15 protein-coding genes are annotated in these 17,574 nt (G+C 44.9%); all 15 read right to left on the bottom strand.

Annotation, left to right across the window (positions count from 1 at the left end; all coding sequences use genetic code 11):
• Window positions 1–123 precede the first annotated feature (123 nt).
• On the bottom strand, window positions 124–4,440 hold the full coding sequence (locus KAI37_RS09775) for a PolC-type DNA polymerase III (RefSeq protein WP_220031140.1): 4,317 nt from the start codon (window positions 4,438–4,440) through the stop codon (window positions 124–126).
• A 202-nt stretch (window positions 4,441–4,642) separates the two neighbouring features.
• On the bottom strand, window positions 4,643–6,091 hold the full coding sequence (proS, locus tag KAI37_RS09770; protein ID WP_013309924.1) for a proline--tRNA ligase: 1,449 nt from the start codon (window positions 6,089–6,091) through the stop codon (window positions 4,643–4,645).
• 51 nt (window positions 6,092–6,142) lie between these two features.
• The gene (gene rseP, locus KAI37_RS09765) at window positions 6,143–7,414 is read right to left on the bottom strand and encodes an RIP metalloprotease RseP (RefSeq protein ID WP_220031139.1); all 1,272 of its coding nucleotides are present in this window, start codon (window positions 7,412–7,414) and stop codon (window positions 6,143–6,145) included.
• A gap of 106 nt (window positions 7,415–7,520) precedes the next feature.
• Window positions 7,521–8,660, bottom strand: a complete 1,140-nt coding sequence (locus tag KAI37_RS09760; RefSeq protein ID WP_023988212.1) for a 1-deoxy-D-xylulose-5-phosphate reductoisomerase — start codon at window positions 8,658–8,660, stop codon at window positions 7,521–7,523.
• 146 nt (window positions 8,661–8,806) lie between these two features.
• On the bottom strand, window positions 8,807–9,598 hold the full coding sequence (locus KAI37_RS09755; RefSeq protein ID WP_076292659.1) for a phosphatidate cytidylyltransferase: 792 nt from the start codon (window positions 9,596–9,598) through the stop codon (window positions 8,807–8,809).
• Window positions 9,599–9,615: 17 nt separating this feature from the next.
• Window positions 9,616–10,383 carry an undecaprenyl pyrophosphate synthase gene (locus KAI37_RS09750; protein WP_071640519.1) on the bottom strand — a complete coding sequence of 256 codons (768 nt, stop codon included), beginning with the start codon at window positions 10,381–10,383 and terminating at the stop codon, window positions 9,616–9,618.
• Window positions 10,384–10,467: 84 nt separating this feature from the next.
• On the bottom strand, window positions 10,468–11,022 hold the full coding sequence (gene frr, locus KAI37_RS09745) for a ribosome recycling factor (protein ID WP_023988209.1): 555 nt from the start codon (window positions 11,020–11,022) through the stop codon (window positions 10,468–10,470).
• Window positions 11,022–11,750: a UMP kinase gene (gene pyrH / locus KAI37_RS09740; protein WP_013309918.1), complete on the bottom strand. Its 729-nt coding sequence runs from the start codon at window positions 11,748–11,750 to the stop codon at window positions 11,022–11,024. The genes frr and pyrH overlap by 1 nt, the downstream gene beginning before the upstream one ends.
• A 121-nt stretch (window positions 11,751–11,871) precedes the next feature.
• Entirely contained in the window at window positions 11,872–12,522 is a 651-nt protein-coding gene (gene tsf / locus KAI37_RS09735) for a translation elongation factor Ts (RefSeq protein WP_013309917.1), read from the bottom strand.
• 131 nt (window positions 12,523–12,653) lie between these two features.
• The gene (gene rpsB / locus KAI37_RS09730) at window positions 12,654–13,352 is read right to left on the bottom strand and encodes a 30S ribosomal protein S2 (RefSeq protein WP_013309916.1); all 699 of its coding nucleotides are present in this window, start codon (window positions 13,350–13,352) and stop codon (window positions 12,654–12,656) included.
• 253 nt (window positions 13,353–13,605) lie between these two features.
• Entirely contained in the window at window positions 13,606–14,253 is a 648-nt protein-coding gene (locus tag KAI37_RS09725; RefSeq protein ID WP_220031138.1) for an endolytic transglycosylase MltG, read from the bottom strand.
• On the bottom strand, window positions 14,250–14,882 hold the full coding sequence (locus KAI37_RS09720; protein WP_220031137.1) for a hypothetical protein: 633 nt from the start codon (window positions 14,880–14,882) through the stop codon (window positions 14,250–14,252). Before KAI37_RS09720 ends, KAI37_RS09725 begins: the two co-directional genes overlap by 4 nt.
• A gap of 41 nt (window positions 14,883–14,923) precedes the next feature.
• Window positions 14,924–15,244: a hypothetical protein gene (locus KAI37_RS09715; RefSeq protein WP_023988206.1), complete on the bottom strand. Its 321-nt coding sequence runs from the start codon at window positions 15,242–15,244 to the stop codon at window positions 14,924–14,926.
• Window positions 15,245–15,325: 81 nt separating this feature from the next.
• A complete protein-coding gene (locus tag KAI37_RS09710; RefSeq protein WP_023988205.1) occupies window positions 15,326–16,735 on the bottom strand; it encodes a flagellar assembly protein A in 1,410 nt (469 codons plus the stop codon).
• A 44-nt stretch (window positions 16,736–16,779) separates the two neighbouring features.
• Complete coding sequence (locus tag KAI37_RS09705) at window positions 16,780–17,568, bottom strand: FliA/WhiG family RNA polymerase sigma factor (RefSeq protein WP_013309911.1); 789 nt, start codon at window positions 17,566–17,568, stop codon at window positions 16,780–16,782.
• Window positions 17,569–17,574: the final 6 nt, after the last annotated feature.

The raw sequence follows: 17,574 nt of genomic DNA, 5'->3' as shown, positions 1-17,574 counted from the left end.
AAACAGTAAAGAGTGGGTTTCCCCACTCTTTTAGCAACGGTTTTATCTCCATGATTACCAAAAAAATTATAACATAACCATAGTTATGTGACAAGTGCCAGAGCTTGACTACTCTAGTTCGGATTAAAACAGAGACAGCTGATTACTCTCTGGCAGACCTCGAAAGCATCCCAACTGGGATAGCATTTCGACAATGGTTTTACTTGCCTTCGATTTTTGTTGAAAATCCTCGACAGACAAAAATTCACCCTGTTCACGGGAGGCTGCGATGTTACGTGCTGCATTGTCTCCAATTCCCTGAAGAGCTCCGAATGGCGGAATGAGTGAATCTCCATCGACCTTGAAGCGTGTAGCTTCGGAACGGTACAAATCAATGGATTTAAAACTAAACCCGCGAGCCGTCATTTCTAGGGCCATTTCCAAGATCGGAAGCATCCCTTTTTCTTTGGGCGGTGCCTGAAAGCCGAGCTGCTCGATTTCGACAATCTTCCGCGCGATTGCATCATATCCCTGACAGCACAGCTCAATATCAAAATCAGCTGCACGTACTGAAAAGTAAGTCGCATAATATTCAATCGGATGATACAGCTTAAAGTACGCTGTGCGCACTGCTGAAATAACATAGGCTGCAGCATGCGCCTTCGGAAACATGTACTGGATTTTCAGACAGGAATCAATGTACCACTGTGGCACCTTGCATTTTTTCATTTCCTCAATCCATTCGGCACTAAGCCCCTTACCTTTACGTACGCTCTCCGTAATTTTAAAGGCCAGACCTGCGTCCATCCCTGCCTTGTAAATCAGAAACAACATGATATCATCACGGCAACCAATTACAGTCTTGATGTTGCAGGTATTATTCTTAATCAGTTCCTGTGCATTCCCCAACCATACGCCCGTGCCGTGAGACAGTCCGGAAATTTGCAGTAAATCAGCAAAAGAACTTGGCTGCGACTCTACTAGCATTTGGCGTACAAACTTCGTTCCCATCTCCGGTACACCATAGGTTGCAACAGGCGTGCGGATTTGCTGGGGTGTTACACCGAGCGCCTCCGTGGAGTTGAACATGCTCATCACTTTAGGATCATTCATTGGAATGGTCGTAGGATCGACACCGGTCAAATCCTGAAGCATCCTCATCATGGTCGGATCATCATGACCCAGAATATCGAGTTTGAGTAAATTCGCATCAAAAGCGTGATAATCAAAATGCGTTGTTTTCCATTCCGAGCTCGTATCATCGGCCGGGTACTGTACCGGCGTAATATCCTCGACCTCAATATAATCGGGAACAACGACAATTCCGCCTGGATGTTGCCCTGTACTACGTTTGACCCCTGTACAGCCCGAAGCCAGCCTGTTCAGCTCAGCCCCACGCCATTTTTTATGATGCGCCTCTTCATATTTCTTTGCAAAGCCAAAGGCAGTTTTTTCGGCAACTGTACCTATGGTTCCAGCACGGAATACACTTTTCTCACCAAACAATACTTTCGTATAGTTATGTGCGACAGGCTGATATTCGCCAGAGAAGTTCAAGTCAATATCGGGAACTTTATCTCCCTTAAACCCAAGAAACGTTTCAAACGGAATATCCTGTCCCTCACCCTTCAATTTGCCACCACAGTTCGGACAGTTTTTGTCCGGCAAGTCAAATCCGCTCGGCACACTACCGTCCAAAATCCATTCGCTATGTCTGCAATCAGGATTATTGCAAATATAATGTGCAGGCAGTGGATTAACCTCGGAAATTCCGAGAAAGGTAGCGACCACAGAAGATCCAACAGAACCCCGTGAACCTACCAGATATCCATCCTTATTAGACTTTTTAACCAGACGCTCGGAAATGAGATAGTTGGCAGAGAAACCGTATTTAATAATCGGCTCCAGTTCTTTTTCAAGGCGGGCTACAACCACCTCGGGCAATTCCTCACCATAGATGGATTTAGCCGTCTCGTAGCAAGTGTTGCGGATTTCCTCGTCCGCTCCATCCAGCAAAGGTGTAAACAGCTTGTCAGGGAACAGCTCCAGCTCCTCAAACCGATCCGCCAGCTCAATGGTATTCTTCACAACGACTTCATAGGCTTTCTCCTCGCCCAAAAACTCGAATTCTGCCAGCATTTCGTCTGTGGTGCGTAAATGCGCATCTGGCTTACGAATATCTTTTAGCGGGCTAAATCCCGTAATGCCGTGTATTGTAATATCACGGTACAGCTTATCTCGAGTTTCCAAATAGTGAACATTACCTGTGGCAATTACGGGCTTATCAAGTCGCCGTCCAATTTCGCATACTTTGCGTATCGCCGTTTTCAGAGCATCAGGACCGCTTACCAGTTGCTTTTCCACTAGATGCATATACATTGTCAAAGGCTGAATCTCCAACACATCATAAAACTGTGCAATTTCCTCAGCCTCTTCCTCGGACTTGTTCAACACAGCCTCGAAGAACTCTCCTTTTTCACAGCCAGAAATAATAAGCAATCCGTCTCTCATTTCTGACAATTTTGATTTAGGAATACAAGGCACACGCTTGAAATATTCGGTATGAGACATCGAAACCAGCTTGTACAGATTTTTTTTACCAATCGGGTTGAGGGCATAAATACAGCAGTGAAAAGGACGAACGGTCGATAAATCCTTACCCACATAATCATTCAGACGATCGAGCATTTTTAAACCCTTAATTTGTTCCGCATCATTCAGCAAGCCATTCAGCACTTCAGTCAGTGCGACTGTATCGTCAATGGCCCGGTGATGGCTTTCGAGCGCCACCTTATATTTGGTCGTCAGCGTATTCAGACGGTGGTTTTTCATCGTTGGAAACAGTAAACGAGCCAGTTCGAGCGTATCCAGTACCGGATTGGTCATTTCAGGCAAACCCATATTTCGAAGGGTGGCCTGGATAAAGCCGACATCAAATCGCGCATTATGGGCAACCAATACAGCATCGCCAGCAAAAGCTACAAACTCCTTCATAACAGGTTCTACATCCGGCGCATCCTTGACCATTTCATCGTTAATGTTGGTCAGTTGCTGGATATTATATGGTATACGCTCATGCGGATTGACAAAGGTAGCATAACGATCAACTTCTTTGCCATCATGCATTTTTACAGCCGCAATCTCAATAATTTTATTCTGTGTAACCGATAAACCGGTGGTTTCAATATCAAAAACGACATAAGTCGCTGTTTTCAAATTTAATGGTTGTGCCTGCATTACAACCTCAACGGCATCATTAACCACGTTGGCCTCAATACCGTAGATCATTTTAATTCCGTTTTTCTTTGCTGCTTTTGCTGCGTCAGGATAGCATTGCACACCACCGTGATCGGTGACCGCAATCGCTTTGTGCCCCCATTTGGCGGCTGTTTTGACGTATTGATCAATCGAGGCGACAGCATCCATTGCACTCATCTTTGTGTGTAGATGGAACTCAACCCGTTTTTCCTCTGCCTTATCCTTACGTGTGGGTGGAGCCTGTACTTCAACTAGATCGGAAGGAATCATAACCAGCTCGGGAATTTGCATAAAACGATCATATTCAACTCGCCCCCGCACTTTGACCCATTTCCCGTTAGCCAACAAACTGAGGATCTTCAGATCTTCTTTAGTTTTAGCAAACATTTTCATTTGCAGGGAATCACTAAAGTCGGTCAAATAATACGTAAACAACGTACTGCCATTGCGCAATTCTTTACTATCCAAACCGAAGATTGTCCCTTGTAAGGTGACTTTCTTTTCTTCGTCCTGAATATCTTGCATCGGAACAGCGGGTTCTTTGATGTCATAACCAAATTGAAGCCGTACGTCTCCTTCTTCTTCATCCAAAGGCGGCATTTCGGATTCCATACTTTCCATCATCTGCTGAATAACTTCGCGTTCTTCCTGCATCTTCTTCTCTTGGAATTGCTGTAATGCCTCCTGGTTACTTTCACCCACCTGGACTTTAATGCGCATAGAGAGCCCGAAATATTTATTGTAAAATTTGATGATAGCTTGATCTATCTGCTTTTTACGCGCCAGTTCCAATGACATACTGTCGCTCATCGTTAGCAATAATAGACCGTCTTCCCACTCATGCACAGCCCGATTTAACCAACCGTTAACAGAAGGAATCTCACGATGTACCCACTCTAGAAAAAGTTTCCAGTATTCACTAATGATATCACTCGGCTGAACCTGCTCACTATACTGAAACCGGAACGTAATTTTTGCGATGTGACTCATTTTTTCCTGTACTTGAATACAGAACGTACGATACACCTGAGCGGGGACCAGTGTCTCCTTGGCAATAGTGATATTCCAATCCTTATTAGTACGGCTAATCTCCACTTGTTCAATCCAACCGTCCAAAAAATAAGGTTCAACCACTCCCGTTGGCATCACAACCTGCTTCATCAGCAGTTCCAGCCGCTTTCTCTTTTCTTCAGCTCCGCCCATGGCTCTCCCCCCAATTTCAAATCTACCATTCTGAAAACATGAAAAGCTTCTGCGTCAAAAACATCTCCGACCGCAAAAGCTTTTCGTAACCCTCTTTAATCCTCCTCACAACGACATAGATCCTTCGGAACATTGTCCCGTAACAGCTACCATGTCAGCGAAAAGAATGAAGTGAGTATAGTGATATTGCCCTACTTCTATATTAGTACGCCCGTGCGAACACTACTGTATGCTTGGCAGGTTTGCCACAGCACAAACATGTGGACTTTTGCTCAGTTGTTTTAAACGGTATGTTACGGCTTGTAGCACCTGTTACTTCTTTAACTTTGTCTTCACATTCTTCGGATCCGCACCAACCTGCCAAAGTAAAACCGCGTTTTTCTTCCATGAGAGTCTTCATTTCGTCCAACGTATCGACGGAATAGAAATTTTCTTCCATGAAATTTTTCGCACGATCAAACATTTCCTGCTGTACCTGTGCGAGCATCGCGTGTACTTCCTCAACCAGATTATCCTGCTGCACGATTTTTTTCTCACCGCTGATACGGGATACGAGCACACAGACGCCGTTTTCCATATCACGAGGCCCGATTTCCATACGAACCGGAACACCGCGCATTTCATATTCATTAAATTTCCAGCCTGGGCTTACATCACTGCGGTCGTCCATTTTAACACGCACTCCCGCTTGTTTCAACTCAGCAAATAGTTCATCTGCACGAGCGATAACCGCATCACGCTTCTTAGGTGGTCCAATTGGAACCATAATAACCTGCGTAGGCGCAACTTTAGGAGGCAATGCTAGACCACGGTCATCTCCATGGACCATAATCAGTGCGCCGATCAAACGTGTACTTGTTCCCCATGAAGTCGTATGCGCGAATTCCAGGTTGTTTTCACGACTCAAATATTTAATGTCAAATGCAACGGCAAAATTAGTCCCCATGTAATGGGAAGTCCCAGCTTGTACCGCCCGTCCATCCTTCATCATCGCTTCCAGTGAAAATGTATCCTTCGCACCTGCAAACTTTTCAGAAGGTGTTTTCTGTCCAGTAATAACTGGAATAGCTAGAACTTCCTCAATAACCTCACGGTATACTTCCAGCATTTTCATCGTTTCTTCACGTGCTTCTTCTTCTGTTTCATGGGCCGTGTGACCTTCTTGCCACAAAAATTCACTTGTGCGCAAGAAAGGAAGCGTGCGTTTTTCCCAACGCACTACGTTAGCCCATTGGTTAATAAGCACCGGCAGATCACGATAGGATTGAATCCATTTAGAGTACATATGACCTATCATGGTTTCCGAAGTCGGACGTATTGCAAGACGCTCTTCCAGCTTTTCTCCACCAGCTTCGGTTACCCAAGGTAGTTCAGGATTAAACCCTTCGACATGCTCTTTTTCCTTTTGAAAAAAGCTTTCGGGAATGAACATTGGAAAATAGGCATTACGATGGCCTGTTTCTCTGAAGCGCACGTCCATTGCTTCCTTGATATGCTCCCAAATTTCAAAACCATCGGGTCGGAATACAATACACCCGCGAACAGGGGAATAATCCATCAGTTCTGCTTTTTTAATAACATCAATATACCATCGGGAAAAATCTTCGCTCTGCGGCGTAATTTCCTCGACAAACTGTTTATCATTCGACATAGAAATGCATGTCCTCCCATATAGACCATTTTTATACAAGTCCGTCTCTAATTAACCATTAATTAAGCGTAAAATATCGTTATACGTGACCGCAATCATAAGCAGGAATAGCATAGCAAAACCAACGAAATGGACCATTCCTTCCCTGCTCGGATCAACGGGACGTCCTCTTACCGCCTCCACACCAAGGAAAACAAGTCTGCTTCCATCCAGCGCCGGAATAGGCAATAAATTAAATATCCCCAGATAAAGACTCATTATAGCAGTCCAATACGTCAACTGCTCAATCCCCTGCTTAGCAATTTGCCCCGTCACTTCAAAAGTACGTACCGGGCCTCCCAAGTCATTGATAGAAAAACGTTGAATGAGCTGGCTAAATCCTTGGAAAATAATATCGGTCGTTCTGACCATAGATTGTCCGGCAAATTTGAACGTTTCACCCACACCTGCTTGGCGTTTTGGAAGTTCAGGCACAATGCCCACCTTGCCACCCTTTTGTCCTTCCATTGCACGAGGTGTAATAGTAAGATCAAAGGTCTCATTATCACGGCGAACCGTCCACTTCATCGGCTTGTCTTGAGAATCCGCAATCAGTTTGATCATGTTTTCAACATTCGCACCAATGGCTATTCCATTCACCGATTCGATGATATCTCCCTTATGCAAATCAGCTTCAGCAGCGGGCATACCTGCTGTAATTTCACTAATTTGGACATAAGTCGGGTTGTCCACTTGTATGCCGACCATCTGAATATGAAGACCAAACAGAATAAAGGCAAGTATAAAATTCATCAGTGGTCCAGCAAAAATAGCCATCGCACGCTGTCCTACTGTTTTACTCCCATACTGCCGATCCTTTGGTGCAATCTGAATGGATTGTCCTTTGGTTACCATCATCGCTTGCGGGTGTACAGTGTATTGCTGATCTTCGCCATCTACATCCAATTTTAAAGTTAACGACTGTTCCAAATCAATATCCAACACTTCGCCGCGTACCACATTCTTGCGATTATCTAGTTGATCTAGATAGATGGTTTTAACGACGTCATCCGTTACGCGTACAGCAATCGTTTGTCCGGTCTCAATTTCATTGACCTCCGGATCCTCTCCCGCCATGCGGGCAAAGCCACCGAACGGCAACAAACGCAGCGTAAATCGCGTCTCGTTTCTTTTATAAGAAAACAGTTTCGGACCGAAACCGATCGCAAACTCCCGTACCAGAATCCCGGCGCGTTTGGCAAAATAATAATGCCCCCATTCATGCACCGTCACTATGACGAAAAACATGAGCACCGTCATCAACACTATTTGAATCGTTTCCAATCGTTTCCGTTCCCCTTTCAATGAGATCGAGTTTGTCTTCCTAGATTATCATTATTCTCCGATCCCGCACAAGAGAATCACATTTCATTTCTAACCCAACATTAGCCTACAACCCCGCAGCTATGCTACGAGTCTCTCCGTCGCAGGCTTCAATCGCAGAAAGATCAGGATTAGCCACATTGACATGCCGCTCCAGCACACGTTCAATAATAGCTTCAATATGCAGAAAAGAAATTTCTCCACGCAGGAAACGGGCAACAGCAATCTCATTAGCAGCATTAAATGCGGTCGGTGCTGTACCACCCATTTTACCACATTCGAAGGCAAGCCTTAAACAAGGAAAACGATTATAATCCATTTCCTTAAAATGGAGTCTACCCACTTCAGCCAGTGACAACGGCTTCGCCGGGGACTTCATACGCTCAGGGTAAGTCAATGCATATTGAATGGGTACTCTCATGTCCGGATTCCCAAGTTGAGCAACAATGCTTGTATCCTGAAACTCAACATAGGAATGAATAATGCTTTCTGGATGAAGCAACACATGAATCTGCTCATAATCAAGTCCGAATAACCAATGCGCCTCAATGACTTCCAGCCCCTTGTTTACCATCGTTGCTGAATCAATCGTAATTTTGGCCCCCATTGACCAATTGGGATGCTTGAGTGCATCTTCCACTGTAACTTCAAGCAACTGTTCTCTTGTCAAATCTCGAAAAGAACCCCCTGATGCTGTGAGGGTAATATGTGCCACATCTTTCATACGCTCACCATTCAAGCATTGGAAAATAGCTGAATGCTCACTGTCAATCGGCAGCAACGGCACTCCTTTCGCCCGAGCCCGCGCTGTGACCAGATGACCAGCAGTAACCAGTGTTTCCTTATTGGCCAAACCGATCTGTTTTCCAGCCTCAATCGCGGCCAGCGTGGAGTGCAATCCGACACTGCCCATTACAGCCGTCACAACCATATCCGCCTCTGTGTTCGCAGCAAGCTCAACGAGTCCTTCATTTCCCCAATACAGTTCCATTCCAGAAGGCAGTAAAGGACGAATTTCATCCGCCAACTGCCGAGTACCCACAGACACTTTTTTGGGTTTATAGAGATGCGCCTGCTCAGCAAGTAACTTTATATTAGAACCACCTGCTAAAGCCTCAACAGTAAACTGATCCGGGTGCATGGACACTACATCCAGCGTTTGAGTTCCAATAGATCCGGTTGAACCAAGTACCGTAATTCTTTTCATGATGCACCTTCCTATCCTGAAAATCACTTTTATCCAGGAGCTCATTGTTTGTTATTCAGGCAACTATGCTACTGGTTCCATCCTTCTAGTAGCGCAGAGTGAGCAGCATAGAGATTAAGCCTGAGCATAAACTGTAATCAACAGACTCATGGAAGCAGCATCAGCATATGTACAAATGGAAAAACGACAATCCAGCTGTCGCAGCGGTCTAGTATACCACCGTGCCCTGGCAGCAGATTACCGGAATCTTTAATGCCGTACACTCGTTTGTATGCAGATTGTACCAAATCGCCCAGTTGTCCCACAACTGCACATGACAAACCGATGCCGATGGCTTTGCCCCATGGCAGCAGTCCATCTGATAATCCAGCGAATACAAGAGCTATAACCAACGCTAAAACAATGCCGCCAATGGATCCTTCGACCGTTTTGTTTGGACTGATCGCAGGCCATAGTTTCGTCTTCCCTGCCATTTTGCCTACAAAATACGCCCCTGCATCACTTGCCCAAATACAAGCCAACAATAAAAAAGTCCATAACAGTCCATGTTCCATATGACGTGATTCCGCTATATACGAAAATCCAAACCCTATATAAACGGTACCGAGGAATAGTATAGCTACCGTTTGAATTGGGATTTTATTTTTCGTTCCTACCGTGATGATCATAAAAGCTATCATTACCAGCCAAAACATACTGGCAATGGGTAAGGGTGAGTGCAAACCAAAAGGTTCATATGGGAATACAAAAGCAAATATGCTTACGTATCCAAGTATTGCTGTACCTCCAAAAGGAGATACCTGCGCCATTCGTGCGAACTCATAAAATCCGATTAGGGCCATCGCCAATATAAGCAAATGGTAGGCCAAGCCGCCCCACAGGACCATCGCCAAAAAGAATATGCCTGCCAGAATACCGGTAATTAATCTCTGTCTCAACGGCTTTCATCCTCCATTTACTTCAGTCCGCCATACCGCCGTGTTCTTTGCTGATATTCGATCACTGCTTCGTATAAGTGTTCTTTCTTAAACTCAGGCCAATAAATATCAGTAAACCACAACTCACTGTAGGCAAGCTGCCAGAGCATAAAATTACTAAGTCTAAGCTCACCGCTTGTTCGAATCAGTAAATCAGGGTCTGGCATACCACTAGAAAGCAACGTATTACCGATCAGCTCAGATGTTATATCTTCTGCTTTAAGCTTCCCATCCGCAATTTGACGGCCCAATGTTTGCATGCATTCTGTGATTTCCAACCGACTACCATAATTTAATGCAAAATTAAGAACAAGTCCGGTATTATTTTCAGTTCGTCGAGTCGCTTCAGTCAGCGCCTCAACGGTATGGGAAGGTAAATGTTCCTTATTTCCCATCATACGCACTTGCACATTTTTTTCAATCAGCTCATCTAGCTCAATAGCCAGAAATTCCTGCGGTAAGCGCATTAGAAAATCAACTTCGTCCTTTGGACGCGTCCAATTTTCAGTTGAAAATGCAAACAAAGTCAAATACTTAATACCCAGTTCATCCGCCGCAATTGCTGTGCGTTTCACTGCCTTCATTCCATTTTGGTGCCCTACAATCCGCGGCATTCCAATCCGTTTGGCCCATCTGCCGTTCCCATCCATGATGACAGCAACATGCTGCGGAATATTATCTTTTGAAATGGCCGGTGTTTGCTGTTTTTGTTCCCCGTTCCACCAAGACCGAACCCGTTTGATCATTCCAGTTCCTCCAGCATTCTCTGAAAATGTGCCTCAGGCTTGAAAAGAGACAAACCCCACCGTAAGGGAGGGGCTGCCAATCTTTTAAACTTCCATAATTTCTTTTTCTTTTGCAGCTAAAACTTTATCCACTTCAGCAATAAATTTATCAGTTGTTTTCTGGATATCTTCCTGATATTTACGAGATTCGTCCTCGGAAATATCACTTTTCTCCATTTTTTTGATGTCATCATTTGCATCACGACGAATGTTACGAATAGCGACCTTCGCTTCTTCACCGTTCTTTTTCGTCAACTTCACCAAGTCAGTTCTGCGCTCCTCCGTCAAAGCAGGAATGCTCAGACGAATGGTGTTGCCATCATTCGAAGGTGTCAAACCTAAATCGGATTTTTGTATAGCGCGCTCGATATCGGCCAAGGAAGATTTGTCCCAAGGCTGAATCATCAAGGTCCGGCTGTCAGGTGTATTGACATTCGCCAGCTGGTTGACTGGAGTCATTGCACCATAATACTCTACCTGCACACGGTCCAGTAAAGCTGGTGTCGCCCGTCCTGCACGCAAAGATGCAAGATCACGTTGCAATGCTTGGATTGCTTTTTGCATGCGCTCCTCAGCACTCTTTTTCACAGATTGTGGCATTAATTTACACTCCCTTTGACGATCGTACCAATTTTCTCACCCAGCACGACACGTTTAATGTTACCTTGCTCTGTAATAGCAAAGACAATCAACGGAATATTGTTATCCATGCACAACGAGGAAGCAGTAGAATCCATGACACCGAGATTTTTGTTGAGCACATCCAAATACGTAAGCTGCTCATACTTCTCAGCTGTGCTATCTTTAAATGGATCAGCAGAATATACGCCATCCACTTTATTTTTAGCCATCAGAATCACTTCCGCTTCAATCTCAGCGGCACGCAGTGCAGCAGTAGTATCAGTCGAGAAGAAAGGATTACCTGTACCTGCTGCAAAAATTACAACCCGACCTTTTTCCAAATGACGGATAGCTCTACGGCGGATGTAAGGTTCTGCAATCTGTTGCATTGCAATGGATGTTTGTACACGCGTAGGTACTTCAATCTGTTCCAAAGCATCCTGTAAGGCCAGTGAGTTCATCACTGTTGCCAGCATACCCATGTAATCTGCCGTGGCCCGGTCAATTCCGTTGGCACTTCCAGCAATACCACGCCAGATGTTACCGCCACCACACACGATAGCAACTTCTACTCCCAGTTCCACCACATCTTTGACTTGTTCGGCAATGGACGCAATCGTATCCGCATCAATACCGTAACCGTTAGGACCTGACAGCGATTCACCACTAACTTTCAGAACAACACGCTTAAACACAGGTTTTTCCAAATGATCACCCTCCAATATCATTTATACTTTATGTAACAGGATAGGTGTCCTGTTGCAAGAAAAGGAACACTGATGTGTTCCATTTCCGTTTCTTCCATATGCAATTACCGTTCGTTGGTAATTATTGTTTCACTTGAGACATAACTTCTTCGTAGAAGTTGTCTTCTTTTTTCTCCAGACCTTCACCCAGTTCAAAACGAACAAAGCGACGCAGGGAGATGTTTTCGCCAATTGTACTGATTTTTTCGTTGATAAGCGTAGAGATTGTTTTGTCCGGATCTTTGATGAAAGATTGCTCCAACAAACAGAACTCTTCATAGAACTTACCAATGCGGCCTTCAACCATTTTCTCAACGATTTTCTCTGGTTTACCTTCGTTCAGAGCTTGTGCTTTCAGGATTTCTTTTTCTTTTTCGATTTCTTCCTGTGGCACTTCTTCACGACGAACATAACGAGGGTTCGATGCAGCGATATGCATTGCAATGTCGCGTACAAAATCTCTGAACTGGTCTGTTTTAGCTACGAAGTCTGTTTCGCAGTTTACTTCTACCAGTACGCCGATACGGCCACCAGCATGAATGTAGGATTCAACAACACCTTCAGTAGCAATACGACCTGCTTTGTTGGCTGCAGCTGCAAGTCCTTTTTCGCGCAGAACTTCAACCGCTTTTGTCAAATCACCGTTTGCTTCTTCAAGCGCTTTTTTACAATCCAGCATTCCTGCGCCTGTTTTTTCACGAAGCTCTTTTACTGCGCTAGCATTAACTGCCATATTATTTCCCTCCAAATTTGATTTTCAGTGGTATACCGTGCTTTATTCCTTAAAAAAAGGGTAGTGAGAGGTTATACACCTGCCAACCACCCTTTTCATTTAATTCATATAGGTATTTCCTAATGGAAATATTATGCTGTAGTTTCTTCGCCTTGGTTTGCTTCCATAACTGCATCAGCCATTTTACCTGTCAGCAATTTAACAGCGCGGATTGCGTCGTCATTACCTGGGATAACATAGTCGATTTCGTCTGGATCGCAGTTTGTATCAACGATACCTACGATTGGGATACCCAATTTGCGAGCTTCAGCAACCGCGATACGTTCTTTACGTGGATCAATGATGAACAGAGCACTTGGAAGGCCCTTCATGTTTTTGATACCGCCCAAGAATTTTTCAAGACGATCTTTTTCTTTGCGAAGAATGATAACTTCTTTTTTAGGAAGAACTGCGAATGTACCGTCTTCTTCCCAAGCTTCCAGTTGTTTCAAACGGTCAATACGTTTTTGAATCGTTTGGAAGTTAGTCAGCGTACCACCCAACCAACGTTGGTTAATGTAGAATTGACCAGCGCGTGCTGCTTCTTCTTTAACGGAATCTTGTGCTTGTTTCTTCGTGCCTACGAACAGAATTGTACCATTCTCAGCTGCAATGCTTTTTACGAAGTTGTAAGCTTCCTCAACCTTTTTCACTGTCTTTTGCAAGTCAATGATGTAAATACCGTTTCTTTCAGTGAAGATATAACGATCCATTTTCGGGTTCCAGCGACGTGTTTGGTGACCAAAGTGAACCCCAGCTTCCAAAAGCTGTTTCATGGAGATTACTGCCATCTTCACGCACCTCCTAAGTTTGGTTTTTTGTGTGTCCTCCGTCGACATCATTTTTCATAAAGACTTTCCATTGGAAAGCACCCTCTACAAAATTAACCGACGTGCGTTTTTAACACCGTCAATTAATATACCATAACACTTGCATCGTTGCAACCAACTTTTCGACATTAGTTGGAACAACGCAAAATGTGACGTTTTACGCCTCTCATCGAACTTGTCAGCAAGAATAAAAGCCGCCCACTTCCCAGTTTGGTCAGTTGGACGGCTTTTTCGTAATTTTAGTAATGATAGAACTGAAATCCTCACCCTTAGCAAATTGATAGGTACCGGTACGAATTTTGGTATTGATTTTTTGAGCCTTAGCTGCTGCCTCAAATGCACTAGCATCAGATACGACCCCTGCCCGTTGCAATCCTGATGCCACACTTCTCAAATTGCTTCCCGATGCAATGCTATACTGCACTTGTGGGGTGGCAGGCTGCTTGGGGATATTGGGAGTCGTTGTAGTGCCAGCTCTTTGAGTTTGCGGCTTATTCGGACTTTGTGGAACCAATGTGCTAGTCGAAGGTTTAGACGCAGCCGAGGATGTGCTGTTTACAGGTGCCTTTGGTGTTGCCGGCGTTTGAGCTGGTTTAGCCTTTTGGGGTGCAACCGGAGTTTTATTACCTTCCTTGATCACCTTATTACGCCATTCCTCTTCTGTCATTTTCGGATCAGAGCTGTCACTGATCTGAAGATTTAATTCGGCTGCTGCCTTTTCTAATTGCTCTCGCGTCATGTTTTTCGGGTCTGTGGAAGATTGCTGCGATTGTCCCTGACCAATCATTGCCAGTTGCAACAGCAATGCCCCCGTTATCAGACCAGTACCCATGCCTAGCATAAATGAACGGTTTTTGATCACGTTACATCCTCCCGCTCCGCGAGTTGCAATATGAGCTGTACTTCACCCCGTTGAATGCCTGATTGCTTGGCTATATAGTCCACCGACTTGCCTTGCTCATGCAGCGCAAACAACTCTTGATAACGATCACGGATGGACTCTGCTTCCTGCTCAGTTTCAGGGTCTTGTAATACCGTCTGCTCCTCCATAGTTATGAGGGGAGCTTCTGAAGCAGAGTAGCCTTCCTGCACAGACATTCCAGATTGCGGACTTTGAAATTGACCGTATGCAACCGCTGCCTGATGAGAAGTAGCTGTATGTTGTATTTCCTTAGATACAGACTCGGTTTGCATAGAGACAGTAGCAAACATAGCCTGGCGCTCAAGCTCCACGATACGGCTCCGAAGCTCAGCTAATTGCTCCTGTAATGCCGCCTGTTTAACTGTATGCTCCTGCTTCATACCCGAAACGAGCTCAATCAACTCGTCATTATCGTTTTCAATATCGGCCATATATTGCTCCAATGTGGCCTCGACCTTTTGGACGACGGCCTCTTCTGTTCCCCGGCCTGGCTGACGCTTAGGCAGAAGCCAGGCGTAGACAACAGCTGCGGCGCCCAGCAGAACAATATAAATCCATGGTTGATCCACTGCCCATCGTCTCCTTTAATAACGCTTCTCCACCTGTCGGATCAGAGCGAAAAATCAATATGATGTCCCTTGAACGGATGCTCTGCCGGATGCTCCTTAGGTAGCTCAGATTCATCTGAGCGGGAGCGGCTCTGCTGGGAAGAATCTCTGCTCTGCCCTCCTGTTTGCCGCTCACCGACGAATGTTTCCGCAGACTGGTCTACGGCACTGCTTCGCTGACGCATGTTTTCCGTCTCCAACGCGGCCTTTTGTCCAAGCAATGCTTGATCATTCATCGGCCGCTGCTGGGACTCACTTTGGTATTTTCCTGCTTCGCTGGTGCGAGGTACGGCAATTTGCAATTCAACAGCCTTCAAGCTCATTGGACCACACCCTTTCCGATTGGGCATCCGTTCTGTCTTCCAAGGAATACAATGTTGAATGTTGTTTTTCAGTGTGCCGAATTACACGTAGGAGGACATGCTGATGTCTCCTTCGTGATAATAAAACGCCATTCTTTCCACTGAATCTTTAATAAATTTTGTATATCTGCCGATAACTATTTTAGAGCCACCGTAAATTACATTTTTCACTTCTACCCGTGCGCGGCTTGTATCCTCTAATGTTCGTTCAATTTCAAGCATTCTGGACTTGGTTTCCAAAAGCTCCTGTTCATTAGATTTTTTAGTAGATGTCAGCTTGATTCGCATAGCCATTCTTTCAGGTGCAAGCTGTCCGGCGGCGGCAAGCTGATCCAATATGGTAAGGGCCTTATTCGTTTTATCCTGACTGTCTGTCTGCTGCTTCAAACGTGCGCGGAGTTCTGTCAGTTCATCGCGCAGTTCGGGAAGCACACCCACTTCGATAACAGTAGCTGTGGACATCGTATTACCGATGGTACGAGCCACTACCTTTTTACCAGCTTGTACACTGCCACCTACGATAAGCCCTTTAGTCCCCTCGCAGAGTACATTTACACTCGCTTTAATCTGGGAATGCATGATGCTCTGGGATACAAGTATATCGCCTCCGGCAATCACGTTACCATCTTGTATGAATGAGCATTTGACATTTTGTGCAGCTTTCACGAACCCCTTATGATATCCGATAATACCGCCACTGATTTCCACTGAACCTTCCGCCTCAATTTCAGCGCCTTCCACACCACCGATGACACGAATGTCGCCAGCCGCCCGAACTCGAAAACCAGTCAAGACATTCCCACGAATGACGACGGTTCCAACAAAATCAATGTTACCGACACTATAATCGACGTCCCCATTCACTTCATATACAGGGAATACATTAAGTTTGCCCTTTTCAGTCGTAGTCACCAGTCCATCAATAGCCGCATACATCGCAACACCTTCTGGATGGATCACTACATTTTTTCCGACTTTAAAACGCGCCTCTTTACCTGGAAGAAAAGGAATTTCTTCTCCGGTTACAGCAATCCCCGGTACACCCGGCACAGGATCAACCCGTTCGGCAATCAGTTGACCACGTTTCACATTTCTTAAACGAGTTAATTCTTTATAATCCACCCGTCCATCCACGGTTTCAAGCGGTTTATGTGCATCTTCGCCAGTCACAATATCAGCCAGATTAATTTTTCCGTCTGTGCCATGGATCGGCTGCTTTCCCTGAGCAATCAGTAATTTTCCAAAGAAATGATCTTCCGGACTTGCCGCAAATACACGAATTGCATCGGTCATTAAACCGTAGGATATTTTTTGGTTGCTTAGAAAACGCTCTAATTCTTCCACAGAACAGGCAAAGCCTTCTTCACGTTTGGCAAACTCCAAGTAGGCGGTTTGTTTGTCAGGTGAGACAACCACTTTTAAAAACTGGTCCAAAGCATATTGCTTCTCCACAAGGGTGCTCCTTCCGTCTAACTGTTACTGTAACCTCCCGTACGTTAATCTTTACGCATTAGCAAATCCCGTTGTTTGTCCAATGTCGCTCTCAGACGTAATATTGCTTTGGAATGCAACTGTGAAATTCGCGATGGAGATAGCGACATGACCTCAGCGATTTCGCTGAGTGACAAATCCTCGTAATACAATAAAGAAACAACGATACGTTCTTTTTCAGTCAATTTATCAATGCCTTGTGCAAGGGCATCACGAAGTGTAAATTCATTGACCTTATGATCCGGATTTTTCGCCTTCTCATCTACCAAAAGGGAAAGCCGTGTTTCCGATTCCTCTTCGCGGATCGGGTCCTCCAGTGAGACAATCGACATAACGGCGACCTCCTGGATCATATTTTGAAACTCTTTCTCAGAAACGTCCAAATAATGACTCATCTCTTCGTCGCTTACCGTGCGTAGATATCTTTGTTCCAAATGCTGGTAGGCATCCTCGATTTTTTTCGCTTTTTCCCTAACTGAACGAGGAACCCAATCCCCTTGACGAAGACCATCCAAAATCGCTCCACGAACACGCCAAGAAGCATAGGTCTCAAACTGCAAACCACGCTCATAGTCAAATTTCTCTAAAGCGTCAATCAAACCCATAACGCCGTTACTCGCCAGATCATCCTTGGATACATTTTTAGGCAAGCCTACTGCAAGACGGCCTGACACATATTCCACAATATGGAGATACTTTTCAATTAACTGTTTTTTTGCTTCCTTGTCACCGTGTTCTTTCCATTGTTCCCATAGTTCGGAATGGTTTAAGTGAGCGGCTTTTCGCTCGTTCATCGGCTT

It is taken from the genome of Paenibacillus sp. S25, assembly GCF_019454085.1.
Lineage (GTDB): Bacteria > Bacillota > Bacilli > Paenibacillales > Paenibacillaceae > Paenibacillus > Paenibacillus polymyxa_B.
The sequence above is the reverse complement of the archived record's forward strand: the minus strand, read 5'-3'. Positions and strand labels throughout refer to the sequence as shown.